This is a genomic window from Nonomuraea sp. NPDC001684 (genome assembly GCF_053596515.1).
In genome coordinates, this window is record NZ_JBSFGJ010000005.1 from 1 (window position 1) to 22,693 (window position 22,693).

General features: G+C 71.9%; 20 protein-coding genes. 10 read left to right on the forward strand and 10 right to left on the reverse strand.

Translation table 11 applies throughout. The features are described from left to right. Window positions 1-309 precede the first annotated feature (309 nt). Window positions 310-1,413 carry a flavodoxin-dependent (E)-4-hydroxy-3-methylbut-2-enyl-diphosphate synthase gene (ispG, locus tag ACWCSD_RS02090; protein ID WP_449912495.1) on the reverse strand — a complete coding sequence of 368 codons (1,104 nt, stop codon included), beginning with the start codon at window positions 1,411-1,413 and terminating at the stop codon, window positions 310-312. Next, window positions 1,401-3,149 carry a 1-deoxy-D-xylulose-5-phosphate synthase gene (locus tag ACWCSD_RS02095; protein ID WP_449912497.1) on the reverse strand — a complete coding sequence of 583 codons (1,749 nt, stop codon included), beginning with the start codon at window positions 3,147-3,149 and terminating at the stop codon, window positions 1,401-1,403. The genes ispG and ACWCSD_RS02095 overlap by 13 nt, the downstream gene beginning before the upstream one ends. 129 nt (window positions 3,150-3,278) lie before the next feature. Between ACWCSD_RS02095 and ACWCSD_RS02100 the strand changes: the two genes are divergently transcribed. The 5 genes from ACWCSD_RS02100 to ACWCSD_RS02120 are packed head-to-tail and all read left to right on the forward strand — an operon-like array spanning window position 3,279 to window position 10,321. Next, window positions 3,279-4,322 carry a polyprenyl synthetase family protein gene (locus tag ACWCSD_RS02100; RefSeq protein WP_449912499.1) on the forward strand — a complete coding sequence of 348 codons (1,044 nt, stop codon included), beginning with the start codon at window positions 3,279-3,281 and terminating at the stop codon, window positions 4,320-4,322. Between the two features lie 11 nt (window positions 4,323-4,333). Next, complete coding sequence (locus tag ACWCSD_RS02105; protein ID WP_397155503.1) at window positions 4,334-5,275, forward strand: 4-hydroxy-3-methylbut-2-enyl diphosphate reductase; 942 nt, start codon at window positions 4,334-4,336, stop codon at window positions 5,273-5,275. Between the two features lie 27 nt (window positions 5,276-5,302). After that, complete coding sequence (locus tag ACWCSD_RS02110) at window positions 5,303-6,712, forward strand: family 2B encapsulin nanocompartment shell protein (RefSeq protein ID WP_387671445.1); 1,410 nt, start codon at window positions 5,303-5,305, stop codon at window positions 6,710-6,712. Between the two features lie 43 nt (window positions 6,713-6,755). Further along, complete coding sequence (locus ACWCSD_RS02115; RefSeq protein ID WP_449912503.1) at window positions 6,756-8,126, forward strand: family 2B encapsulin nanocompartment shell protein; 1,371 nt, start codon at window positions 6,756-6,758, stop codon at window positions 8,124-8,126. Next, window positions 8,126-10,321 (forward strand): terpene synthase family protein, encoded by a 2,196-nt coding sequence (locus ACWCSD_RS02120; protein ID WP_449912505.1) that lies wholly within the window; start codon window positions 8,126-8,128, stop codon window positions 10,319-10,321. The genes ACWCSD_RS02115 and ACWCSD_RS02120 overlap by 1 nt, the downstream gene beginning before the upstream one ends. Here ACWCSD_RS02120 and ACWCSD_RS02125 read toward each other — a convergent pair. Together ACWCSD_RS02125 and ACWCSD_RS02130 are read right to left on the reverse strand one after the other, a co-directional pair. Further along, entirely contained in the window at window positions 10,288-10,635 is a 348-nt protein-coding gene (locus tag ACWCSD_RS02125) for an STAS domain-containing protein (protein ID WP_358291638.1), read from the reverse strand. The genes ACWCSD_RS02120 and ACWCSD_RS02125 overlap by 34 nt on opposite strands. Window positions 10,636-11,047: 412 nt before the next feature. Further along, window positions 11,048-11,314 (reverse strand): hypothetical protein, encoded by a 267-nt coding sequence (locus ACWCSD_RS02130; RefSeq protein WP_352322994.1) that lies wholly within the window; start codon window positions 11,312-11,314, stop codon window positions 11,048-11,050. Window positions 11,315-11,712: 398 nt separating this feature from the next. Here ACWCSD_RS02130 and ACWCSD_RS02135 point away from each other — a divergent pair, with 398 nt between their 5' ends. After that, window positions 11,713-12,201: a C40 family peptidase gene (locus ACWCSD_RS02135; RefSeq protein ID WP_397155498.1), complete on the forward strand. Its 489-nt coding sequence runs from the start codon at window positions 11,713-11,715 to the stop codon at window positions 12,199-12,201. A gap of 278 nt (window positions 12,202-12,479) precedes the next feature. Here ACWCSD_RS02135 and ACWCSD_RS02140 read toward each other — a convergent pair whose 3' ends face one another. From ACWCSD_RS02140 to ACWCSD_RS02150, 3 genes are all read right to left on the reverse strand, one after another. Next, window positions 12,480-12,746 carry a hypothetical protein gene (locus tag ACWCSD_RS02140; RefSeq protein WP_352322992.1) on the reverse strand — a complete coding sequence of 89 codons (267 nt, stop codon included), beginning with the start codon at window positions 12,744-12,746 and terminating at the stop codon, window positions 12,480-12,482. A 505-nt stretch (window positions 12,747-13,251) separates the two neighbouring features. Further along, on the reverse strand, window positions 13,252-13,785 hold the full coding sequence (locus ACWCSD_RS02145; protein ID WP_397155495.1) for a MarR family winged helix-turn-helix transcriptional regulator: 534 nt from the start codon (window positions 13,783-13,785) through the stop codon (window positions 13,252-13,254). Continuing rightward, on the reverse strand, window positions 13,782-14,399 hold the full coding sequence (locus tag ACWCSD_RS02150) for a type 1 glutamine amidotransferase family protein (RefSeq protein ID WP_397155493.1): 618 nt from the start codon (window positions 14,397-14,399) through the stop codon (window positions 13,782-13,784). The genes ACWCSD_RS02145 and ACWCSD_RS02150 overlap by 4 nt, the downstream gene beginning before the upstream one ends. A 61-nt stretch (window positions 14,400-14,460) precedes the next feature. On the opposite strand from ACWCSD_RS02150, the gene mads6 reads away from it, so the two are divergent. Next, window positions 14,461-15,807 (forward strand): methylation-associated defense system protein kinase MAD6, encoded by a 1,347-nt coding sequence (gene mads6 / locus ACWCSD_RS02155; protein ID WP_387671456.1) that lies wholly within the window; start codon window positions 14,461-14,463, stop codon window positions 15,805-15,807. An 8-nt stretch (window positions 15,808-15,815) separates the two neighbouring features. Here the strand turns inward: mads6 and ACWCSD_RS02160 are convergent, their stop codons facing one another. After that, window positions 15,816-18,497, reverse strand: a complete 2,682-nt coding sequence (locus ACWCSD_RS02160; RefSeq protein WP_449912510.1) for a BTAD domain-containing putative transcriptional regulator — start codon at window positions 18,495-18,497, stop codon at window positions 15,816-15,818. A 115-nt stretch (window positions 18,498-18,612) separates the two neighbouring features. Between ACWCSD_RS02160 and ACWCSD_RS02165 the strand changes: the two genes are divergently transcribed. Next, the gene (locus ACWCSD_RS02165; RefSeq protein ID WP_397155489.1) at window positions 18,613-19,521 is read left to right on the forward strand and encodes a M23 family metallopeptidase; all 909 of its coding nucleotides are present in this window, start codon (window positions 18,613-18,615) and stop codon (window positions 19,519-19,521) included. Between the two features lie 6 nt (window positions 19,522-19,527). Here the strand turns inward: ACWCSD_RS02165 and ACWCSD_RS02170 are convergent, their stop codons facing one another. Continuing rightward, a complete protein-coding gene (locus ACWCSD_RS02170; protein ID WP_397155487.1) occupies window positions 19,528-20,331 on the reverse strand; it encodes an FKBP-type peptidyl-prolyl cis-trans isomerase in 804 nt (267 codons plus the stop codon). A 107-nt stretch (window positions 20,332-20,438) separates the two neighbouring features. Here ACWCSD_RS02170 and ACWCSD_RS02175 point away from each other — a divergent pair, with 107 nt between their 5' ends. Together ACWCSD_RS02175 and ACWCSD_RS02180 are read left to right on the forward strand one after the other, a co-directional pair. After that, a complete protein-coding gene (locus ACWCSD_RS02175; protein ID WP_449912513.1) occupies window positions 20,439-21,485 on the forward strand; it encodes a DUF2293 domain-containing protein in 1,047 nt (348 codons plus the stop codon). 32 nt (window positions 21,486-21,517) lie between these two features. Next, window positions 21,518-21,892, forward strand: coding sequence for an MmcQ/YjbR family DNA-binding protein (locus ACWCSD_RS02180; protein WP_358291625.1), 375 nt, complete (start codon window positions 21,518-21,520; stop codon window positions 21,890-21,892). Here ACWCSD_RS02180 and ACWCSD_RS02185 read toward each other — a convergent pair. Continuing rightward, complete coding sequence (locus tag ACWCSD_RS02185) at window positions 21,872-22,480, reverse strand: LysE family translocator (protein ID WP_449912516.1); 609 nt, start codon at window positions 22,478-22,480, stop codon at window positions 21,872-21,874. The two genes, ACWCSD_RS02180 and ACWCSD_RS02185, sit on opposite strands and share 21 nt — an antisense overlap. Window positions 22,481-22,693: the final 213 nt, after the last annotated feature.

Genomic DNA, 22,693 nt, shown 5'->3' on the forward strand with positions numbered 1-22,693 from the left:
ATCGGCCGTCACGTCCTGGCCCATCTCCTGCCCGCCCGGCGAGTCCGCACCAAAGACCGCATCGTCAAACGCGCGATCTCCAAATACAACGCACGTGGACCCGCCATCGACCGGACCACCTACAAAGCCACCATCAGCACCGCCATGATCCCGGCCAGTCCTTGACGCCGTTACCCCAGCCCTAACTGAACGGCGTTGCCCCTAGACGTCCAGGGCGGAGATACCCCCTCACGACCTGGACCGCGCGGCCGGGCGATGTCCCACTCCTCCGTCAGGGACATCGCCCGGCCCATGCGCTTCCGGCGACCGTCAGGACGCCTCTCCGGCCAGCCGCAGGGCCTCCTCGACCAGCGTCTCCACGATCCGCGACTCGGGGACGGTGCGGACCACCTCGCCCCTGACGAAGATCTGCCCCTTGCCGTTGCCCGAGGCCACCCCCAGGTCCGCCTCCCTGGCCTCGCCCGGCCCGTTGACCACGCAGCCCATCACCGCCACCCGCAGCGGATGGGGGAATCCGTCGAGCGCCGCGGTGACCCGTTCGGCCAGCCCGTACACGTCCACCTGGGCCCGTCCGCACGACGGGCAGGAGACGATCTCCAGCCTGCGCCGCCGCAGCCCCAGTGACTCCAGGATCCCGATCCCGACCTTGACCTCCTCCACCGGCGGCGCGGACAGCGAGACGCGGATCGTGTCGCCGATGCCCTCGTCGAGCAGGATCCCGAACGCCACCGCCGACTTGATCGTGCCCTGCATGAGCGGCCCGGCCTCGGTGACGCCGAGGTGCAGCGGGTAGTCGCAACTGCGGGCCAGCATCCGGTAGGCCGCCGTCATCACCTGCGGGTCGTGGTGCTTGACGGAGAGCTTGATGTCGCGGAAGCCGTGCTCCTCGAACAGCGAGCACTCCCACAACGCCGACTCCACCAGCGCGGCCGGCGTGGCCCTGCCGTGCTTGGCCAGCAGCCGGGGGTCGAGCGAACCGGCGTTCACCCCGATGCGGATCGACACCCCCGCGCCGGACGCGGCCCGCGTGATCTCGCCCACCTTGTCATCGAACTTCTTGATGTTCCCGGGATTGACCCGGACCGCCGCGCACCCCGCCTCGATGGCGGCGAAGACGTACCGCGGCTGGAAGTGGATGTCGGCGACGACCGGGATCTGCGACCTGCGCGCGATCTCCGGCAGCGCGTCGGCGTCGTCCTGGGTCGGCACCGCGACGCGGACGATCTGGCAGCCCGCCGCCGTCAGCTCGGCGATCTGCTGCAACGTGGCGTCGACGTCGGCCGTCACCGTCGTCGTCATCGACTGCACCGAGACGGGCGCGTCGCCCCCCACCGGCACGGACCCCACCATGACCTGCCTGGACGCCCTGCGCGCCCGATGTCGCACCGGCAGTCCGAGATCTACAGCGGCCACCTGTCCAGCTCCCTTCGAACGGTGTGCGCGATGCCCTGACCGGTGAGCCCGGCCTCGGCGAGCAACCCGGCCCGGCTCCCGTGCGCGACGAACTCGCGCGGCAGGCCGAGGTTGACGATGTGCTGCCGGGGCCCGCACTCCTGCCGGAGCAGGGCGCCGGCCCCGCAGGCGGCCAGGCCGTCCTCGACGGTCACCACCAGCCGGGCGGCCCCGGCCGGCCCGCGCAGACCGGCCGGGACCGGGATCACCCAGCGGGGGTCGACCACGGTCACGCCGATCCCGGCGGCCGACAACATGGCCGCCGCGCCCAGGCACGGCCCGGCCATCGGCCCGACCGCCACCAGCAGCACGTCGGGACCGCCCGCGAAGAGCACGTCGACGTCGCCGAGCCGCCCCACGCGCGGCAGCTCGGGACCGGCGGCCGCCTTGGGGAAGCGCAGCGCGGTGGGCCCGGGGCGCTCGACCGCCTCCTCCAGCAGCTCGCACAGCCGGCGGGCGTCGCGCGGCGCGGCCACCCGCATGCCGGGCACCATGGCCAGCGCCGCCAGGTCCCACATGCCGTGGTGGCTGGGCCCGTCGGGGCCGGTGAGCCCGGCCCGGTCGAGCACGAGCGTCACCGGCAGCCCGTGCAGGGCGACGTCCATCAGCACCTGGTCGAGAGCGCGCCCGAGGAACGTCGCGTAGACGGCGACCACGGGGTGCAGGCCCGCCATGGCCATGCCCGCCGCCGAGGCCAGCGCGTGCTGCTCGGCGATGCCGACGTCGAACATGCGGCCGGGGAAGCGCCGCCCGAAGCAGGCCAGCCCGGTCGGCCCCGGCATCGCGGCGGTGACGGCCACCAGGTCGTCGCGGCGCTCGCCGAGCACGCACAGGTGGCGGGCGAACGCGTCGGTCCAGGTGGCGGCGCCGGCCGCGAGGGGGCGGCCGGTGGCCGGATCGGTGGCCGGGATCGCGTGCAGGTGCTCGTCGTGGTCGCGCTCGGCCGGGTCGTAGCCGCGGCCCTTGCGGGTGACGCAGTGGACCACGACGGGGGCGCGCAGCTCGCGGGCGGCGCGCAGGACCGCTTCGAGCGCGGCGATGTCGTGGCCGTCGACCGGGCCCAGGTAGCGCAGGCCGAGCTGCTCGAAGACGGTCACGTCGGCGGCCGTGCGCAGGCGGGCGAGGTGGTCGGCTATGCCGCCGTGGGTGGGGGCGTAGGAGCGGCCGTTGTCGTTGAGCACGACGACGACCGGCCGGTGGCGGGCGGCGCCCAGGTTGTTGAGCGCCTCCCAGGCCGGCCCGCCGGTGAGCGCGCCGTCGCCGACCACGGCGACCACCGCCCGGCCGGCGTCGCCGGTCAGCAGGCGCGCCTTGGCCAGTCCGTCGGCGTAGGCGAGCGCGGCGGAGGCGTGGGAGTTGTCGACGTGGTCGTGCACGGACTCCTCCCGGCTCGGATAGCCGCTGAGGCCGCCGCGGCAGCGCAGGGCGTCGAAGGAGTCGCGCCGCCCGGTGAGGATCTTGTGGACGTACGCCTGGTGCCCGGTGTCGAAGACGATGGCGTCGCCGGGCGAGTCGAAGACGCGGTGGAGGGCGATCGTGAGCTCGACGACGCCGAGGTTGGAGCCGAGGTGCCCGCCGCGGGCGCTCACCTTCTCGACCAGGAAGTCGCGGATCTCGCGGGCGAGGCCGGGCAGCAGCTCGGCGGGCAGGGCGCGGAGGTCTTGGGGAGTGGAAACGTACGGCAACAGGGTCGTCATGACATCCCCTGACGGTGTTGCGATGAGCCAAAAGAAATAGTTGAAAGGCCCAAGACACTTTACACGCTCTGTATTCAAGTAGTAACTATTGGTAGTGCGTCCCGACCAGAAGGAGCCGAGCGGATGCCGGTGAGCTTCACTCAGCACTACCTCGGATCGCGGATCGAGCGACGCCTCGCCGACTTCCTTGAGACATGGCGTTCGCCCGTCTCCGATCCCGACGTGCAGACGGCCTACCGGCTGCTGACCGAGTTCATCCTCGGCGGCGGCAAACGCATCCGCCCCCTGCTGTGCTACTGGGGCTGGCGGGGCGCGGGCGGCGCCGACTGCGACGAGATCGTCAGCGCCGCGGCGGCCCTGGAGCTGTGCCACGCCGGGCTGCTCATCCACGACGACATCATGGACGGCAGCGAGCTGCGCCGGGGCCGGGCGACCATCCACCGCAACCTCGCCGACCTCCACGACGGCCCGTCCGCGGAGGCGTTCGGGCACGCGGGCGGCATCCTGCTCGGCACGCTCAGCCTGGCCTGGTCCGACACCCTGCTGTCGTCGTGCGGCGTCGAGCCCGTCCGCCTGCGGGCCGCCCACCACCTCTTCGACGCCATGCGCACCGAGGTCATCAGCGGCCAGTACCTCGACATCCTCGCCCAGCTCCGCGCCGGCGCGAGCGTGCCGGAGGCGCTCACGGTGATCCGCTACAAGACGGCCAAGTACACCGTCGAGCGGCCGTTGCAGATCGGCGGCGCCCTGGCCGGCGCCGCACCCGAGCTCCTCGACGCCTTCTCCCGGTTCGGCGTGCCGCTCGGCGAGGCGTTCCAGCTGCGCGACGACGTGCTGGGCACGTTCGGCTCGGCGGCCGAGACCGGCAAGTCGGCGCTCGACGACCTGCGCGAGGGCAAGCACACGGTGATGATCGCGCACGCCATGGCGCACGCCTCGCCCGCGCAGCTCGGCTACCTGCGCGCCTGGCACGGCAACCCGGCGCTCACCGAGGAGCAGGCCGCCGGGCTGCGCACCATCCTCATCGACACCGGCGCGCTCGACCAGGTCGAGTCGATGATCGACGAACGCGTGGGCGAGGCCACGGCCGCCCTGGCCCGGGCGCCGATCGGGCCCGAGGCCGGCAGTGCGCTGTCCGTCCTGGCCGACCAGCTCGCGCACCGTACCAAGTAGGGGGCTCTCCGATGGGACGCGTACTGCTCGCGGCCCCGCGCGGTTACTGCGCGGGCGTCGAACGGGCCATCTTCTCCGTGGAGGAGGCGCTGCGGCGCTTCGGGCCACCGGTCTACGTGCGCAAACAGATCGTGCACAACACGTTCGTGGTGGCCGACCTCACCGAGCGCGGGGCGGTCTTCGTCGACGAGCTCGACGAGGTGCCGGACGGCGCGCTGGTGATCTTCTCGGCCCACGGCGTCTCCCCCGCGGTCCGGCAGGAGGCCGGGGGCCGCGGCCTGCGCACGATCGACGCCACCTGCCCCCTGGTCACCAAGGTGCACAAGGAGGCGGTGCGGCTGGCCGAGGCCGGCCACGAGATCGTGCTCATCGGCCACGCCGAGCACGAGGAGGTCGAGGGCACCCTCGGCGAGGCGCCCGGCCGCATCCACGTCGTCGATCCGGCCAGGCCCCACGAGGTCACCGCGAGCGGCGCGGCGCGCATGACCTGGCTGTCGCAGACCACCCTCTCGGTCGACGAGACCATGGGCGCCGTCGCCGAGCTGCGCGACCGGTTCCCCCAGCTGGCCGACCCGCCGAGCGACGACATCTGCTACGCCAGCCAGAACCGCCAGGAGGCGATCACCCGCATCGCCCCCCGCTGCGACCTGGTCATCGTCGTCGGCTCGGCCAACTCCTCCAACTCCCGGCGGCTGGTCGAGGTCGCGCTGCACGCCGGCGCCCCCGCCGCCCACCTGGTCGACCGGGCCGGCGACGCCGACCCGCGATGGCTCGGCGGCGTCGGCACGGTCGGGGTCAGCTCCGGCGCGTCCGTACCCGACGTGCTGGTCGAGGACCTGCTCGGCTGGCTCGCCGGCCACGGCTACACCGACGTGGAGCCCGTGACCGTGACCGAGGAGACGCTCACCTTCTCCCTCCCCCTGGAACTCCGTTCCTCCCGCAACCCCGGCTAGACCCCACACCGAGATTGGCGGTGCACCATGACAGAAACCACCGACTCCAGCGCGCCCTTGAACGGCAACGGGCAGCTCAGCCTCAGTACCGAGGCCGCCAAACAGCTCGCGACCACCACCAAGACACCTCCGCAGATGCAGGAGATCACCTCCAGGTGGCTGCTGCGGCTGCTGCCGTGGGTGCAGTGCTCCGGTGGCGTGTTCCGGGTCAACAGGCGCCTGACGTACACGCTCGGCGACGGGCGCATCACGTTCTCCACGACCGGCTCCGACGTGCGGGTCATCCCGGCCGAGCTGACCGAGCTGCCCATGCTGCGCGGCTTCGACGACATGGAGGTGCTCGAAGCGCTGGCCGACCGCTTCCAGCAGCGCGAGATCGAGCCGGGCGAGGCCATCGTCAGGGAGGACGATCCGGCCGACCAGCTCGTGCTGATCGCCCACGGCCGGGTCGGCAAGGTCGGGCAGGGCGCCTACGGCGACGAGCAGAACCTCGGCGTCCTGGCCGACGGCGACCACTTCGGCGAGCAGGCGCTGACCGGCGGCGGCACCTACGACTTCACCGCCACGGCCAAGACGCACACCACCGTGCTCACCCTGTCCAGGCAGACCTTCGAGCAGCTGGCCGAGCAGTCCCCGGCGCTGCGCGAGCACATCCAGAGCCGGCAGGCGGCCGGCGACCACGCCCAGAACGCCTACGGCGAGGCCGCGATCGACATGGCCTCCGGCCACTCCGGCGAGGTCGCGCTGCCCGGCACGTTCGTGGACTACGAGCAGTCCCCCCGCGAGTACGAGCTGAGCGTCGCCCAGACGGTCCTGCGGGTGCACAGCCGGGTCTCCGACCTGTACAACCAGCCGATGAGCCAGCTCGACCAGCAGCTCCGCCTCACGATCGAGGCCCTGCGCGAGCGCCAGGAGCACGAGCTGATCAACAACCGGGAGTTCGGCCTGCTGCACAACGCCGACTTCAGCCAGCGCATCCGCACCCGTTCCGGCCCGCCCACGCCCGACGACCTCGACGACCTGCTGGCCGTCGTCTGGAAGGAGCCGGCCTTCTTCCTCGCGCACCCGCAGGCCATCGCCGCGTTCGGCAGGGAGTGCAGCAAGCGCGGCCTCTACCCGCAGGCCAGCGAGGTCAACGGCCACCGCATCCCGGCCTGGCGCGGCGTGCCGATCTTCCCGTGCAGCAAGATCCCGGTCACCGGCAAGCGCACCACGTCGTTCCTGCTCATGCGGACGGGCCAGGAGAACCAGGGCGTCGTCGGCCTGCACCAGACCGGCATCCCCGACGAGTACCAGCCGAGCCTGTCGGTGCGCTTCATGAACATCAACGAGAAGGCGATCATCTCCTACCTGGTCAGCGCCTACTACTCGGCCGCCGTCCTGGTGCCCGACGCGCTCGGCGTCCTGGAGGACGTCGAGCTCGGCAGGAACGGCTAGCAGCCCCTTCGTCCGTCCGGTCCAAGAATTGGTGGTGTTTGTGTTGACGGAGTCGGATCAGCGGCTGAGCCTGGATACCGCCGCGGCGCGGAAACTCGCCACGACGACCAAGACGCCTCCGCAGATGCAGGAGATCTCCTCCCGCTGGTTGCTGCGGATGCTTCCGTGGGTGGACACCGCCGGCACCTATCGGGTGAACCGGCGGCTCACCTACATGGTCGGCGGTGGCCGGGTGAGCTTCTCGCGCACCGGCGCCCGGGTGCGGGTGGTGCCGCCGAGCCTGACCGAGCTGCCGCCGCTGCACGGGCTCGACGACGACCGCCTGCTCGACACCCTCGCGGGGCTGTTCGAGCAGCGGGAGTACGCCCGCGGCGACACGATCGCGCGGGCCGGACGGCCGGCTGACGAGATCATCCTGGTCGCCGACGGCCGGGTCACCCGGTTCCAGCCGGGCGACTACGGCAACCGCCTGGTGCTCGGCACCCTCGGCGAGGGCGACCACGCCGGGACCGAGCCGCCGGGCGAGCGGGCCGTACGGCACGACACGCTGGAGGCCGGCACCAGGTGCACGGTGCTGGCCCTGCCGTGGGAGGAGCTGCGCGCGCTGGCCGAGAGCACGCCCGCCCTGCGCGACCGGCTCGACCGCCACCGCGCCCGGCGGGCGGCCCCCCAGACCAAGCACGGCGAGGCGGCCATCGAGCTGTCGGCCGGCCACCGGGGCGAGCACACGCTGCCGGGCACGTTCGTGGACTACGACCCGGGCCCGCGCGAGTACGAGCTGAGCGTCTCGCAGACCGTGCTGCGCGTGCACACCCGGGTCGCGGACCTGTTCGGCGACCCGATGGACCAGACCGAGCAGCAGCTCAGGCTCACCGTCCAGGCGGTGCGCGAGTCGCAGGAGCGCGAGCTGGTCAACAACCGCGACTTCGGCCTGCTGCACAACGTCGACCTGAGCCAGCGCATCCGCACGCTGACCGGTCCGCCCACCCCCGACGACCTGGACGACCTGGTCAGCCGGCGCAAGAAGTCGCGGTTCTTCCTGGCCCATCCGCGGGCCATCGCGGCCTTCGGCCGGCAGTGCAGCGCGCGGGGCGTCTATCCCGACACCGCCGAGATCGAGGGCGTGCCCGTGCAGTCGTGGCGAGGGGTGCCCATCCTGCCGTGCGACAAGATCCCGATCAGCCGGGCGGGCACCACCTCGATCCTGTGCATGCGCACCGGCGAGAAGGACCAGGGCGTCGTGGGCCTGTTCCAGACCGGCGTGCCCGACGAGCGGGAGCCGGGGCTCAGCGTGAAGCTCACCGGCATCGACCGGAAGGCCGTCATGTCGTACCTGGTCAGCGCCTACTACTCGTGCGCGGTGCTGGTGCCCGACGCGCTCGGGGTGCTGGAGGACGTGGAGGTAGCGAGCTGATGGCTCAGCCGTTCGAACTGCCCGACTTCTACATGCCGTACCCGGCGCGGCTCAACCCGCATCTGGAGGAGGCCCGTACGCACTCCAAGCTGTGGGCGCGCGAGATGGGCATGCTGGAGGGATCGGGCGTCTGGGAGGAGGCCGACCTCGACGGCCACGACTACTCCCTGATGTGCGCCTACACCCACCCCGACTGCGACGGCGCCGAGCTGTGCCTGATCACCGACTGGTACGTCTGGGTGTTCTTCTTCGACGACCACTTCCTCGACGTCTTCAAGCGCTCCGGCGACATCCAGGGCGGCAAGCGGCACCTCGACCGGCTTCCGCGGTTCATGCCGATGGGCGCCGACCTGTCCATGCCGGAGCCGGCCAACCCGGTCGAGGCGGGCCTGGCCGACCTGTGGCTGCGCACGGTGCCGGGCATGTCGGCCGACTGGCGGCGGCGGTTCGCCGAGAGCACCCGCCACCTGCTCAACGAGTCGATCTGGGAGCTGTCCAACATCAACGAGGGCCGGATCGCCAACCCGGTCGAGTACATCGAGATGCGCCGCAAGGTGGGCGGCGCGCCCTGGTCGGCGGGGCTGGTCGAGCACGCGGTGCGGGCCGAGATCCCCGCCCGGCTGGCCGGCGCCAGGCCGCTGCGGGTGCTGAAGGACAGCTTCTCCGACGCCGTGCACCTGCGCAACGACCTGTTCTCCTACGAGCGCGAGGTCAGGGACGAGGGCGAGCTGAGCAACGGCGTGCTGGTGCTGGAGACGTTCCTCGGGTGCACGACGCAGGAGGCCGCCGACGCCGTCAACGACCTGCTCACCTCGCGCATGCAGCAGTTCGAGCACACCGCGCTGGGCGAGCTGGGCCCGCTCTTCGTCGAGCACGCCGTCGATCCGCTGTCGGCGGCGGGCGTGCTGGCCTACGTCAAGGGGCTGCAGGACTGGCAGTCCGGCGGGCACGAGTGGCACCTGCGGTCGAGCCGCTACATGAACAAGGGCGCGAAGACGGCCCGGCCGCTCGGCGCGAAGTCGCTGGTCGCCGGCACGGGGGCCAAGCGGCTGCGCAACTTCGCCCACACCGGGCGGCAGCGCGTCGGCCCCTCGCAGATCCCCGAGCTGTACATGCCCTTCGAGCTGCGCCTGTCCCCCCACCTCGACGGGGCCCGGCGCAACGCGTTGACCTGGTGCGCGTCCATGGGCCTGCTGGAGGCCCAGCCGGGCGTCGTGGGCTCGGCGGTCTGGGACGCCGAGAAGCTGGCCGACTACGACCTGCCGTTGTGCGCGGCGGGCCTGCATCCCGACGCCACCCCCGAGGAGCTGGACCTGGCCTCGCACTGGTTGTGCTGGGGCACCTACGGCGACGACTACTTCCCCGTGGTCTTCGGCCGGTCGGGCAACCTGGCGGCGGCCAAGGTCACGGTGTCCAGGCTCGCGGCGTTCATGCCGCTGGACGGCACGCCTGCGCCGCCGCCCGTGAGCGCGCTCGAACGCGGCCTGGCCGACCTGTGGGCGCGTACGGCGGGGCCGATGCCGGCCGGCGCCCGCGCGCAGCTGCGGCGGTCGGTCGTGACGATGTGCGAGGGCTGGCTCTGGGAGCTGGGCAACGAGGCGGCCCGGCACATCCCCGACCCGGTGGACTACCTGGAGATGCGCCGGCTCACCTTCGGCTCGGAGCTGACGATGAGCCTGTGCCGGCTGCGGCACGCGTACGCGCTGCCCGAGGCGCTGTACGAGAGCGGCCCGATGCGGGCGCTGGAGAACGCGGTCATGGACTGCGGGATGTTGCTGAACGACATCTTCTCGTACCAGAAGGAGATCGAGTTCGAGGGCGAGCTGCACAACTGCGTCCTGGTGGTCCAGAACTTCTTCGACTGCGACTACCCGGCCGCGCTCGGCATCGTCAACGACCTGCTGACCTCGCGGATGAAGCAGTTCCAGCACATCGCCGCACACGAGTTGCCGATCCTGTGCGACGACCTCGGGCTCGACTGCGCGGCGCGGCAGGCGCTCGACGCGTTCCTGGCCGACTGCCGCCACTGGCTGACCGGCATTCTCAACTGGCACCGCGGCTGTCTCCGCTACGACGAGCCGTCCCTGCGCCGGCACCACCGGCCGCCGGCCTTCCGGCTGTCCGGCCCCCACGGGCTCGGCACGTCGGCGGCGACCCTGGTCTACAGCGGCACGTCGTACGGGCGCGGGGCGTAGAACCAGCCCATCATGCGCAGCAGACGTCGCAGGTGCGGCGTGACGTTGCGCAGCCGGATCCACCGTTCGTCCGGGGGCAGCGCGGGCAGCGCCAGCACCCGCAGCCCGGACAGGTCGACGAAGGTCAGCTCGCCGGTGTCGACCACGATGTACGTGCTGCCCCCGCGCGAGTCGGACAGCGTGCTGGCGAGCGCGGGGCTGTTGGTCACGTCGACCTCGCCGGACAGGGCGACGGCCGGGGCTCCGGGGACGACCCGCAGCGTGATGCTGAGCTGCCCGTCCTGATAGAGCAGCCGCTCTTCGAGATCGTTCACGACGTGCGCACCCCCCAACAGCTATGGACAGGGGGTTGCCGGTGGGATGACCGTCAAGCTTCCTCCCGGCCGTGGTGGCCGCCCTGAGGAGGTCGCGGTTCCTTCGCCGCGCTGACGATTAACCCGAACCCAGATTACACGAAGTATGTTTCGCTATGTAATGTTCAGGAGAAAATGACCGAATTGCAGCCGAATAATGAAGGGTTGCACCGATCTCCGCAGACGCACGAAGCCGGCCCAGCACGCAGGGCTGGGCCGGCTTCGGACCGTCCTCACGGCGGGGCCCGCACGCGTCCCGCCGCGGCCGATCCGGGGGCGTTCGGCAAGGTGCCGCCACGAGGGGTCGTGGCTGCCGGAACGCCTTCGGGTCAGCCTGACGGGCGCGCGGACGGGCCGCCGCCGGTCAGCGGTCTCAGTTGTTGTCGCCGTAGTTGCTCTGGGCGTCCAGGACGTTGAGCTCGATGTCCTGGAGGTGCAGGGCGGTGAGGACGTCGATGTACTTGACGGAGTCGTTGAGGACGTCGTTGGCCAGCGTCAGGTCGTCCAGGATGGACAGCTGGCTCAGGATGGCCTTGCCGCCGTTGTAGGCGTTGGGGCCGACGTCGGCCGAGGCGCTCGTGGCGGTGAACCCGAACAGCGCGCCGGCGATGGCTGCACCGGTGAGAATGCGACGCATCATTTTTTACTTCCCTTTCATCGGAATCGGCGCAGCGGTGCGCGTCATCATTTATTACCCGCCTCCCGAGTGGCAGGAATTTCGCGAATAACGATCTCGTGGGGCTGCGGCAGGCCGCAAGGAAAATATGCTAAGCCAAAGTCAAGTACCCGCACTTATTCCTTGGCCGTCGATCGGGCGAAAGACATCCCGAAATGCCCCGAAATAATGTGACTCGTCGGGCACGGCAGGTTGTTTTATCCCCATACTCCCGGAGCAGGTAATCGGGAGAAGTCGCTTGAAACGCCGTGCCGTAACGGCGGCGCGGCCGGCCACGCGGGGGTGCCGAATATGCCATGAACGGACTACTGCGATTGTTGGCTGTTGCATTGGCGCACACCATTGTGTGCGTTTCCCATTCGATGCCCGCGCAGGGCGCCGCAGGCTGCCATCCGCACGGGTGCCGGGCGCAGGCACCGGCCGTCCGGTCGGCGGCGGGCTCGATCGCGCTGCGGGCGGCGATAGAGATGATCGGCGTCCCGTACTCGTGGGGCGGCGGCGGTCCGGGCGGCCCCGGATTCGGAATCGGCAAAGGGGCCAGGACCTGGGGATTCGACTGCTCGGGCCTCACCGAGTACGCGTGGGCCCGGGCCGGCGTGGCCATCGGGACGACGACGTACGAGCAGTGGCGGTCCGGGATCCGGATACCGCGGGAGGAGATCCAGCCCGGGGACCTGGTGTTCTACGACAGCGACGTCGACACCCCCGGCCCCGAGCACGTGGCGCTCGCGGTGGACGGCACGCAGATCGTGCACGCGCCCTACAGCGGTGAATCCGTACGGCTCGACGCGCTGGAACGGCCGCGCTTCCTGGGCGTCGTACGCCCGAGCCCGAGCCGTTCCGACGCCTAGGCCGAGCCCGACGGGCCGAGTTCGCCGGCCGGGCCCGCGCGGAGCCGGGTGCGCCTACGCGTGAGCCCCGCGGCCCAGGTCGTCCTGCAGTGATCGACCTGGGCCGCGAGGCGTTCAGAGCTCGGTGCGCACCAAGCCCGTGCCGTGGCCTCGCGAAATGCCACGGCCCGTACTTTCGGTCCACCTCAAGGCACCAGGAAGGCGACCTTGGCCGGGCGGATCCGCGAATTCTCCTGCGGGTCGCCGATCGTCTTCCTGCCTACGCCACGCGAGGAGGCTCAGTTGTTGTCGCCGTACTTGTCCTGGTTGTTGAGGACGTTGGCCTCGATGTCGTTCAGGTGCAGCAGGGTGAGGATGTCGATGTACTTGATGGAGTCGTTGGCGACATCGTTCAGCGCCGTCAGGTCGTCGAGGATGCTCAGCTGGCTCAGGATGCTCTGCCCGTTGTTGTACGGGTTGGGGCCGACGTCCGCGGACGCGGCGGAGGCGGAGAAGCCGAGAGCGGTGACCGCGATAGCTGCACCGGCCAGAATGCGACGGATCATGTTTGCTTTCCTCCATGGATCGGCGCTGAATTTGTGCGCCATGGTCGTTTGTGCAGGGCTGTGAGGTGCCGCAAATAACCATCGCGGCAGGCAGCGAAAATCGCAACTCGGAATGCCCTAACGAAGGTCAAGGGGACGCCTCGATTTCTTGGCACTCGGTTTCCGCGCTCATCGACGGGGCACTGCATATATCCCGGTCGGGCTGCCCGGTGAACGGGATTCTTTTGGCCTTCCGGCGGCGATGTTGGGGCGTTCGTGCCCGGCCGTTCAGGCAACGATCACCCGAAACTTGAGGAACGACCTACGACGCCGGGGCCCGAGTTCGGCGAATTTGGCGACCAGGTGAGTGGTTATCCAGCTGATCGCCTCGGAGGTGCTGTTCCGCTATTACCGGACGACGGTCGCGCCAGATGTCCCGCTGACCTGCGAGAACGCCCCCGAACCAAAACCGCCCCCTCCCGTCAAAGGACAGGGAGGGGGCGGGACGCGCGCGGAAGAGGCCGGGTCAGGGGGTGATCAGGTGGTCGAGGGCGGCGGTCAGGCGGTGGAGGGCGGCCAGGGATTCGCGGGCGGCGTCGAGGCCGAGCACGTCCACCAGGCGGTCGGCGAACTCGCGGTGGCCCGGGACGATCCCGGCGATCGCCTCGCGGCCCGCCTCCGTCGGCTGGAGGAGCTTGGCGCGGCGGTGGGCGGGGTTGGGCCGGTATTCGGCCAGCCCCCTCTCCACCAGCAGGTCCGCGATGCGCTGCACACCCTGGCGGGTCATGCCCATCACCCGGGCGATCCCCGCCACCGGCAGCGGCTCCCCCAGGACGGCGCCCAGCACCTGCCACCAGGCCGCCGTCATGCCCGCCGGCTTGGCCAGCTCCTCCGCCACGTGCAGGAACTGGCCGTTGAGCCGGAACGACGCCAGGGCCAGACCGGACAGCAGCTCGGCCGCCACGCTCTCACCGCCGTCACCGCTCCCACCTCGCCCGCCACCGCTCCCGTCGCGGCGGGCAAGGGGGTCTCCGGGGTCGGGGCTGCCGCCGGGGGTCATGCGGCCATCAGCACCTCGAACGCCGAGGCGTCGCTCTCGCCGAACAGGCGGTACCAGGCGTCGAGGACGTCGGGCCGGTAGACGTCGAGCCGGCGGAAGATCTCCCGGGCGAAGGCGACGGGCTCGGTCGGGCCGGCGGTGACGAGGTCGCCGTCGAGCACGGCGTCCGTCTCCTGGTAGTGCCCGGCTCCGGCGTAGCCCTGCTGGGCCCCCAGGTACGGCAGCGCCGCGCTGGTGTGGCCGCGGTCGTCGAGCAGGCCCTCGCGGGCGAGGCCGGCCGTGGCGCCGCAGATGGCCGCCACCGGCACCCCCGCCTCCAGGAACTCGCGCGCCTTGCGGGCGAACGGCGCCAGCTCGTCACCCGCGTCCCACAGGTCGGCCCCCGGCAGGATGAGCAGCGAGCTGCCCTCGGGCGTGAGCCGGTCGAGCGCGAGGCCCGGGGTGACCCGCAGGCCGCCCATGCTGACGACGGGCTCGCCGGTCAGGCCGACGTTGACGATCTCGTACGCCCCCGGCTCGCGCTGGAAGCGCTCGCTGCGCAGATGGGCGGTCGCGTGCCCGGTCTCCCAGTCGGCGAAGGTGTCGTAGACGGCGTGGTGGATGATTCCCTTCATGACAACATACTGTCATTTCGACAGCATGTTGTCAATGGAGAACCGTGCGAGGATAGGCGCCATGGCACAGATCGTCGGCGGAGGACGGCCGGTCAACGACGCCGAACGGCGCGTGATCTCCTACTTGCGCGACCACGCCCCCGCCGACTGGCTGCTGCTGCACAACGTCGAGGTCCCGCGCGGCGACGACGTGTTCGAGGTCGACCTGCTCGTGCTGACCGCCCACTCGCTCGTGGTCGTCGACGTCAAGGGCACCCGCGGCCGCATCGAGGTGTCCGGCACCCGCTGGTACCCGCCGCGCCGGGAGGCGTTCGGCTCTCCGGTGACCAAGCTGCGGGGCACCGCCAAGGCGCTCAAGGGCCTGCTGGTGTCCAGGGCCACCCAGCTCGAACGCGTCTACGTCGACAGCCTGGTCGTGCTCACCTCGCCCGACGCCGAGCTGGTCGACCAGGCCGGCCGCGACGCCCCCAACGTCACCGACCTGCCCGGCCTGGTGGCCACGCTGGGCGACGTCTCGCGGGTAAGGCGGGGGTGCAGCCCCGACGTGCGCCCCTACCTGACGGCGGTGCTCGACGCGCTCAACCACACCGTGCGCCGCAGCACCGCGCCGCCCAGGTTCGGCAACTGGGAGGTCGAGGAGCAGCTCGGCGGCGACGCCAAGGTCACCGAATACCGCGCGTTCAACGCCACGCTGCCGGGCAGCGAGACCGTGCTGCTGCGGGTCTACCAGGCCGACCCGCTGGCCGACCACGAGGCGCGGGCCGCCGAGCGTCAGCGCATCGCCAACGCCTACCAGTCGCTGGCCCGCATCCCGCCCCATCCGTGCGTCGTGCGCTCGCGCGACTTCTTCGCCATCGACGACGAGAGCCGGTTCGTGCTGGTGCTCGACGACGTCCACGGCGAGGCGCTGCACCTGTCGCTGGGCAAGGGGGCCCGGCTGGGCGTGATCCAGGACCTGCTGCGCGGGCTCGCGCACGCGCACGCCAACGGCGTCGTCCACCGGGCGCTCACGCCCGGGTGCGTGCTGGTCACCGACGACGGGCACGCGGTGCTGACCGGCTTCGACTACGCCAAGCCGGGGCCGCGCAACTACACGGTCGCCCACGAGCTGGGCAACGTGCTCGACGCCCATTACGTGGCGCCCGAGTGCCAGGAGCGTCCCGACCGGATGACCACCGCGTCCGACGTCTACGCGGCGGGGGCCATCGCCTACCAGCTGCTCACCGGGCAGCTCCCGACCAGCTCCGACGCCCACGGTCCCGACGTCCCCGAGGTCGTGCGCCGGATGCTCGACCACTCCCCGGCCAAGCGGCCGAGCGCCGCCGAGGCGCTCGACGCGCTGCAGGGCGTGCCGTTGCAGCAGTCGCGGCTGCGGCGGCTGGTCCGCCGTCTGGTCTCCGGTCCCTGACGTCCTCCTCAGGCCGGCAGGCTGCGGCGCAGGGCGCTGGCGTGCCTGAGGTAGTCGAGGGCCAGGCCGGTGCGCCCGGCCGAGCGGTGCAGCTCGCCGAGCAGCTGGGTGGCCGACGCCTCGCCGCTGCGGTCGCCGAGCTCCTGGAAGACCTCCAGCGAGCGTTCGAGGCCGGTCGAGGCGCGGGTCAGGTCGCCGCGCGCCGCCTGGAGGCCCGCGAGGCTCTGCAGCGCGTAAGCCCCGCAGTGGCGGTCGCCGAGCGACTCGAAGATCTCCAGGGCGTGCCGGTGGAACGACATCGCCTGGTGCAGCCGGCCCATCTGGAGGCACACGCAGCCCTCGCGGTGGGCGTCCCCCAGTTCCTGGGCCAGCCGCATGGCCTCGCCCAGCGACTCCGCCGCCTGGACGAGGTCGCCCGAGGTCAGGCAGGCCCGGCCGATGGCCTGCCGGGCGAACGCCTCGCCGTGCCGGTCCTCGGAGGCGACGAACATGGCCAGCGCCCGGCGCAGATACCCGAGCGACTGGAGGTGCCGGCCGCGGAACTGGTTCACGGCGCCGAGCCCGCAGACCGAGGTCGCCTCGGCCCTGACGTCTCCTATTTCGTGAAATATCTGGCGGGAGAGGGCGAAGCCCTCGGCGGACTCCTCGTACCGGTCCTGGTAGAGGCTGACCTGGGCCAGGCCCCTGAGCATGGCGGCCTCGCCGTACCGGTCGCCGGCGGCGCGGGCGGCGGCCAGGGCGGCGGTGTGCGTACGGCGCCAGGTGCCGAGGTGGCAGTGCAGGTCGAGGTAGGGCACCATGGCGGCGGCCAGCCCCCAGGCCGACTCGGCCAGGCCCAGCTCGGCCGCCAGGTCCACGGCTCCGGCCAGCGCCTCGTGCTCCGACTCGAACCAGGTGATCGGGTCGGCGGTGAGCCGGTCGAGCGTGCGCGCGGGCAGCCGCCACCTGGCCGCCCTGGCCGCGGTGAGGCTGAAGACGGTGGTGGGCAGGCGGGCCATGGCGTGCTCGGTGGTGACCGTCCAGGCCGCCAGCACCCTGGCCAGCGCGCCGCGGTCGGGGCCGCGGTCGCGGGCGTGCCTGCCGACGAGGTCGGGCACGCGGTAGCGCGGCTGGCCGACGTCGTCGGTGCCGACCGGGTCCAGCAGGTGGGCGTCCACGAGCAGGTCGGTGACGTCGTGGGCGCCGTGCCGGCCGAGCGCCGCGTCCACCACCCAGCCCGGCTGCGCCCCGGCGGCGGGCCCGAGGACGCCGAGCGCGCTCAGGGCACGGGCCGCCTCCGCGGGCAGCCTGCGGTATCCGGCGTCGAGGCAGGCCCGCACCTCCTTCAGCTCGGCCAGCCAGTCCTCCTCAAGCCGCTCGCGCAGCACCGACAGCGACCAGCCGGGCCGGGCCGCCAGCCGGGCTCCGGCGGCCCTGACCGCCAGGGGCGACCCGCCGCACAGCGTGACGACGGCCAGGGCGTCGGCCGGTTCGCGGGCCACCCGCCCGGCCCCGGCGACGCCGCCGAGCAGCGCCAGCGACTCCTCCGGCGACAGCTCGCCGAGCTCGACGCGCAGCGCGCCGGGCAGCTCGGTGATCCGCCGCCTGGTGGTCACGATCACGGCGCTGTCGTTGCCGGGGAGCAGGGGGCGTACCTGGGCGGCGTCGCGGGCGTCGTCCAGCAGGACCAGCATCGGGCGTTCGGCCAGCAGCGACCGCAGCAGCGCCGACCGCTCGCCGGGCGTCGGCGGCGCGCCGGTCACGCCGAGCGCCCGCAGCGCCTCGGCCAGCAGCTCGCCCGGCGCCCTGCCGCCGAGCTCCAGGTAGAGCTGCCCGGCGGGGAAGGCCGGGCGCAGGCGGTGGGCGGCGTGCACGGCCAGGGCCGACTTCCCCACGCCGGGCGGGCCGGAGATCACCGCGACCGAGAACGTCCCGGCCAGCGCGGCCAGGGGGGCGGCCCGGCCGATGAAGTCCGGCAGGTCGGGCGGGAGCTGCCGGGGCACGGCCGGCGCCACCCGGCCCTCGTCGGCCAGGATCAGCTCGTACGCGCCGCGCAGCTCGGCCCCCGGCTCGACGCCGAGCTCGTCCACGAGCTGGTCGCGGACCGCCGCGTACGTGCGCAGCGCCTCGGCCTTGCGCCCCCCGCGGTGCAGGGCGAGCAGCAGCCGGCCCCACAGGTCCTCCCGGTAGGGATGCTCGACCAGCAGGCCGCGCAGCTCGTCGGCGGCGCCGTCGTGGTCGCCGGCCTTGAGGCGCCGCTCGATCAGCGACTCGGCGGCCCGCAGCCGCAGCCGGTGGAGGTGCTCGATCCGGCGGTCCCAGACCGGGCTGCCCGGCAGGTCGCTCAGCGGCGCGCCGCGCCAGAGCGCGAGGGCCGCGCCGTACTCGCCGCGACGGGCCAGCTCCTCGAACAGTCGCAGGTCGAGCGCGCCGTCGGCGACGTCGATCGTGTAGCCGGCCCCGGCGGCGCGCAGGCCGACCGGGCCGAGCTGGGACCGCAGCGAGCTGACGTAGGTGCGCACGTTGGCCAGCGCCGAACGCGGCGGGCGCCCCGGCCAGAGCACCTCGGCGAGCCGGTCGGCGCCGACCACCTGCCCTGCCTCCAGCAGCAACGTGGCCAGCAGCATGCGGGGTTTGCCGCCGGAGATCCGTAGGGGACGGCCGGCGGAGCGGATCTCCAGCGGGCCGAGGACGTGGAAGGTGACCGTCATGACAGCATCAGCCCCTTTACGGGAGATCTGACAGCTCTTTGTATCGGTTCTGGATGATTCTTGTGCGGCCAATGCGGACTCTGGTGTCACAGATCCCACTGGAAAGGATCACCCCATGAAGCTCAGCCGATCAATGGTCGCCGGCCTGGCATTGTTATTCGGCCTCGGCACGACGACCCCCGCCTTCGCCGACCCGGAGCCGGAGTCCGCGCAGGCGCAGCTCCTCGCGACGAACTTCCAGATGCCGTTCCCCTGCGGCCAGACCTGGACCGGCAACTCCAGCGCGAGCAGCGCCCACCAGTCGTGGGAGATCGACTTCAACAGGGGCAGCACCGCCGACGCCGACCTCGGCGACCCGGTCGTGGCCGCCGCCTCGGGAACGGTGGTGATCTCGGCGCACCAGGGCTCGACCAACGGCTACGGCAACCTCGTCAAGATCGACCACGGCGGTGGCTGGTCCACCTACTACGCCCACCTGAACACCCGGCTGGTCAGCGCCGGCCAGTCCGTCTCGCAGGGCCAGCAGGTCGGCACGGTCGGCAACACCAGCAAGCCGGGCAACAACATCAGCCCCCACCTGCACTACGAGGTGCGCCTGGGCACCAGCTACCCGTCGAACATCCAGAAGGCCGTCTTCAACGGCGTCACCTTCGGCTACCCGGTGCAGACGCTGAGCTCGAAGAACTGCGGCGGGTCCAGCAACCCGTACACGCCGCAGGAGGCGTGCGGCGCCGGCTACGACGTGATCGACTCGGCCGGGCTCGGCACCGACGGGACCGTCTACCTGCTCTACAACGGCTCCAACGGCAACAACTGCGTGGTCACCATGAAGGCGAAGTCGCTCGGCACGGCGACCGCGACGACCGCCTACCTGGAGGTGCAGGGCAGTACCAGGAAGACCGACTCCGGCAACTACGGGTACTACGCCGGCCCGGTCTACGCCGCCGCCGCGAACACGTGCGTCAAGTGGGGCGGCAAGGCCGGCGCCTCGGCCTACGACAGCCCGTTCGAGCACTGCGGCTGAGGCGGCTCAGGCAGGCGTGATCGTGTCGAGGACGTCGATCACGTACAGCATGGGCCTGTCCCCCGGGGAGCCCACGGCCAGCCGGCTGCCGACCTGGCTGCCGACCAGCGCCTCCAGCCAGGCGGGCGGCACCGAGCCGGGCCTGAGCGTGAAGGCGCTGGGACCGCCCTTCCGGTAGGACGAGTCCACCACCGTGCGGGACGGCCAGGACGCGGCCACGTACTGGATGACCACCTTGGAACCGGCCGTGACGTCCCGTCCCGAACCGTCGATGAGGGTACGGGGCGGGGAGTCCGGCCGCAGGTCGGACGGGATCGCCGGCAGCGCCCGCCCGACGAGCCGCGCGTCGGGCGGGTAGCCGCCGAGGATGTCGAAGACCACCACCAGCGTGTCGGCCGGCGAGACGCCGGTCAGCGGCACGTTCGGGCCCAGAGCCTCGGAGGCCGGGCTGACCAGCATCACCCGGCTGCCGGCCGGCCTGTCGATGAGCGAGGCCCGCCAGGTCTCGGAGACCTGCCTGCCGTCGAAGACGACCGTGGTGGGCTGGTTGCCGTCGTAGGTGCTGAGATACGGCTTGTTTCCCGACCATCGCCGGATGTCCACGTCGGCGAGCACGACGTCCCCCGGGACCGTACGCCGGCCGTTGCCCATGGAGAGCACCGTGATCCGCGGCGTGCGCCCCGGCTTCCCCCGAGGTATGGCGACGACGGGCTTGCTGCCGAACGCGCCCGTCACGACGGGCTGCGAGCCGTCCTCGGCGACGCCACACGAGGTGGCCAGCATGAGTACGGCAGGCCAGAGCAGGCGCACGATTTCCCCCAAGATGCCAGATCCGAAGGGGTTACTTGCCGCAATAGCCAAAAGGAAAGCTGCGGGTCTCGCCATCTCACGACAAAGGGCGCGGGAGACTGGACCGCGTGAGCAAGCCCAACCTGGCCCGCAGGGTCGCAGAAGCAGCCGAGATCGCGTTGACCAACCGCCACTACGTGACGTTCATCGACGTCGTGACCGGGTTGCGCTGGCTGCGGTCCCGGCACGTGGACCTCTGGCGGCAGGGCCGCGCCGGCACGCTGGCCGAACTGGCCGCGGTGGACGAGGAGCGGCTGCTCGTCACGGCCGGGCTGCTGCGGGAATGGGCCCTGGCCAAGGGGCTGCGGCCGGTGGAGACGCCGTACGTGGCCGGCACCCGCGACCGGCGCGACCTGCGTTTCACCTCCGGCCACGGGCAGGACGCCTTCCGCGTCCACTGGCTCTCGCCCGATCTGAGCGAGGCCCGGGTGCGGCGGCTGACCGAGCGGCAGAGCAAGGTCCCCGACCTGGTGGCCGTGGTCTCGGAGGACCCGTGGACGTGCGCGTCCTGCGGCGACACCGGGCCGTACCTGATCATGGAGGACGACCGGCCCCACTGCCTGAGCTGCGCCGACCTGGACCACCTGGTGTTCCTGCCGGCGGGGAACGCGGCGCTCAGCCGGCGGGCCAAGCAGGAGAGCGGGCTGTCGGCCGTGGTCGTCCGCTACAACCGGCGGCGCAAGGTCTACCAGCGCCAGGGCGTGCTGGTCGAGGAGGGCGCGCTGGCCGCGGCCGAGGAGCGCTGCCTGGCTGACGAGGAGGCGCGGCTGCGCCGCCGCGAGCGCGACCAGGTGCGCAGGGCCGAGCAGGACGTCGCCTTCCAGGCGGCGATGGCGGCCGAGATCGCCCGGCTGTTCCCGGGCTGCCCGGCCGAGCGGGCCCGCGAGATCGCCGAGCACGCCGGCCGGCGCGGCAGCGGCCGGGTGGGCAGGACGGCGGCGGCCAGGGCGCTCGACGAGAACGCCATCACGCTGGCGGTGATCGCGTCGGTCCGGCACCTCGACACCGACTACGACCGCCTGCTCATGTCCGGCGTCCCCCGGATGGAGGCCAGGGACCGGATCAGGGACGCCATCGAGGCCAGGCTCACGGAGTTCCGGCGACCGCCCCGATGACCGCGCGGGCCCGCCTTCGGTACCGTCCATCCATGGACGACTGGCACACCGTACGTGCGGAACTGCGGGCCTTCGCGCTGGGCCTGCCCGAGACCCACGAGGACCATCCGTGGGGCGAGACGGTCATCAAGGTCAACAAGAAGGTCTTCCTGTTCCTCGGCCTGGACGAGCAGACGGAGAAGTGGGCCCCGACGTTCGGCGTGAAGCTGTTGTCGGAGGCGCACGGCCACGCGCTGACCGTCGAGGGCGCGGCCCCCAGCGGGTACGGCCTGGGCAGGGCCGGCTGGGTGACCGTGCCGTTCCTGTCGGCGCTGCCCGAGACCGACGTGCTGCTCGACTGGGTCGAGGAGAGCTACCGGGCCATCGCCCCGAAGCGGGCGGTCAAGCTACTGGACGGCCAGCCGTAGCGCGAAGGCGACCAGCAGCACGCCGGTCACCCGCTCGACCCTGGCGCGCACCCGCGGCCTGCGCAGCAGGCCGCTCACCCGGTCGATGATCACGTTGTAGAGGCTGAACCAGAGCACGTACAGCACGGCGATGATCCCCGACAGCAGCAGGGCCCGTCCCAGGGTGTCGCCGTGGCCGGGCAGGAACTGCGGCAGCCAGGTCACGAAGAGCAGCAGCACCTTGGGGTTGAGCAGGTTCGACAGCAGCCCCCTGCGCACGTGCACGAGCGGCGAGCCGGTCGGGGGTGCGGCGCCCTCCACGGCCTTGGCCCGGTTCCGGCTCGACAGCAGGGCGTGCACCCCGAGCCAGAGCAGGTAGCAGATGCCGAGGGCGCGCACCACGGTGAAGGCGGTGGGCGAGGCGGCCAGCAGCGCCGACAGGCCGACCGCGGCGGCCGCGGCGTGCACGGACAGGCCCAGCAGGCCGCCGAGCATGGTCAGCAGGCCGGCCACGCGGCCGTGGGCGAGGGAGTTGCGCATGATCAGGGCCGCGTCGGGGCCGGGGATCATGATCATGATCAGCGTCGTGACCGCGAAGGTCAGCAGCATGGCGGGGGTCTCCCGGAGCTGGGGGCGCGCTCCCGCCCGACCCGCCGGGTGTGCGGAGGTCGCACGGTCACGCGGGCGAACATCGTCAGTGCCTTGTGGGCACCGGTCATGATATCTGGATCAGTTTGCCGAAACACGCCAGGAAAGGCGATAAGGGACCTCTGTGACGAAAGCCACCGCGAGGTCCCTGATCTGTCCCGGCGAAGGCCCCCT

Coding starts and splice junctions, on each gene's coding strand:
- ACWCSD_RS02095 (WP_449912497.1), bottom strand. CDS start 3,149: ATGACGACCCTGTTGCCGTACGTTTCCACTCCCCAAGACCTCCGCGCC.
- ACWCSD_RS02105 (WP_397155503.1), top strand. CDS start 4,334: ATGGGACGCGTACTGCTCGCGGCCCCGCGCGGTTACTGCGCGGGCGTC.
- ACWCSD_RS02110 (WP_387671445.1), top strand. CDS start 5,303: ATGACAGAAACCACCGACTCCAGCGCGCCCTTGAACGGCAACGGGCAG.
- ACWCSD_RS02120 (WP_449912505.1), top strand. CDS start 8,126: ATGGCTCAGCCGTTCGAACTGCCCGACTTCTACATGCCGTACCCGGCG.
- ACWCSD_RS02130 (WP_352322994.1), bottom strand. CDS start 11,314: ATGATGCGTCGCATTCTCACCGGTGCAGCCATCGCCGGCGCGCTGTTC.
- ACWCSD_RS02135 (WP_397155498.1), top strand. CDS start 11,713: ATGCCCGCGCAGGGCGCCGCAGGCTGCCATCCGCACGGGTGCCGGGCG.
- ACWCSD_RS02140 (WP_352322992.1), bottom strand. CDS start 12,746: ATGATCCGTCGCATTCTGGCCGGTGCAGCTATCGCGGTCACCGCTCTC.
- ACWCSD_RS02145 (WP_397155495.1), bottom strand. CDS start 13,785: ATGACCCCCGGCGGCAGCCCCGACCCCGGAGACCCCCTTGCCCGCCGC.
- ACWCSD_RS02150 (WP_397155493.1), bottom strand. CDS start 14,399: ATGAAGGGAATCATCCACCACGCCGTCTACGACACCTTCGCCGACTGG.
- mads6 (WP_387671456.1), top strand. CDS start 14,461: ATGGCACAGATCGTCGGCGGAGGACGGCCGGTCAACGACGCCGAACGG.
- ACWCSD_RS02160 (WP_449912510.1), bottom strand. CDS start 18,497: ATGACGGTCACCTTCCACGTCCTCGGCCCGCTGGAGATCCGCTCCGCC.
- ACWCSD_RS02165 (WP_397155489.1), top strand. CDS start 18,613: ATGAAGCTCAGCCGATCAATGGTCGCCGGCCTGGCATTGTTATTCGGC.
- ACWCSD_RS02180 (WP_358291625.1), top strand. CDS start 21,518: ATGGACGACTGGCACACCGTACGTGCGGAACTGCGGGCCTTCGCGCTG.
- ACWCSD_RS02185 (WP_449912516.1), bottom strand. CDS start 22,480: ATGCTGCTGACCTTCGCGGTCACGACGCTGATCATGATCATGATCCCC.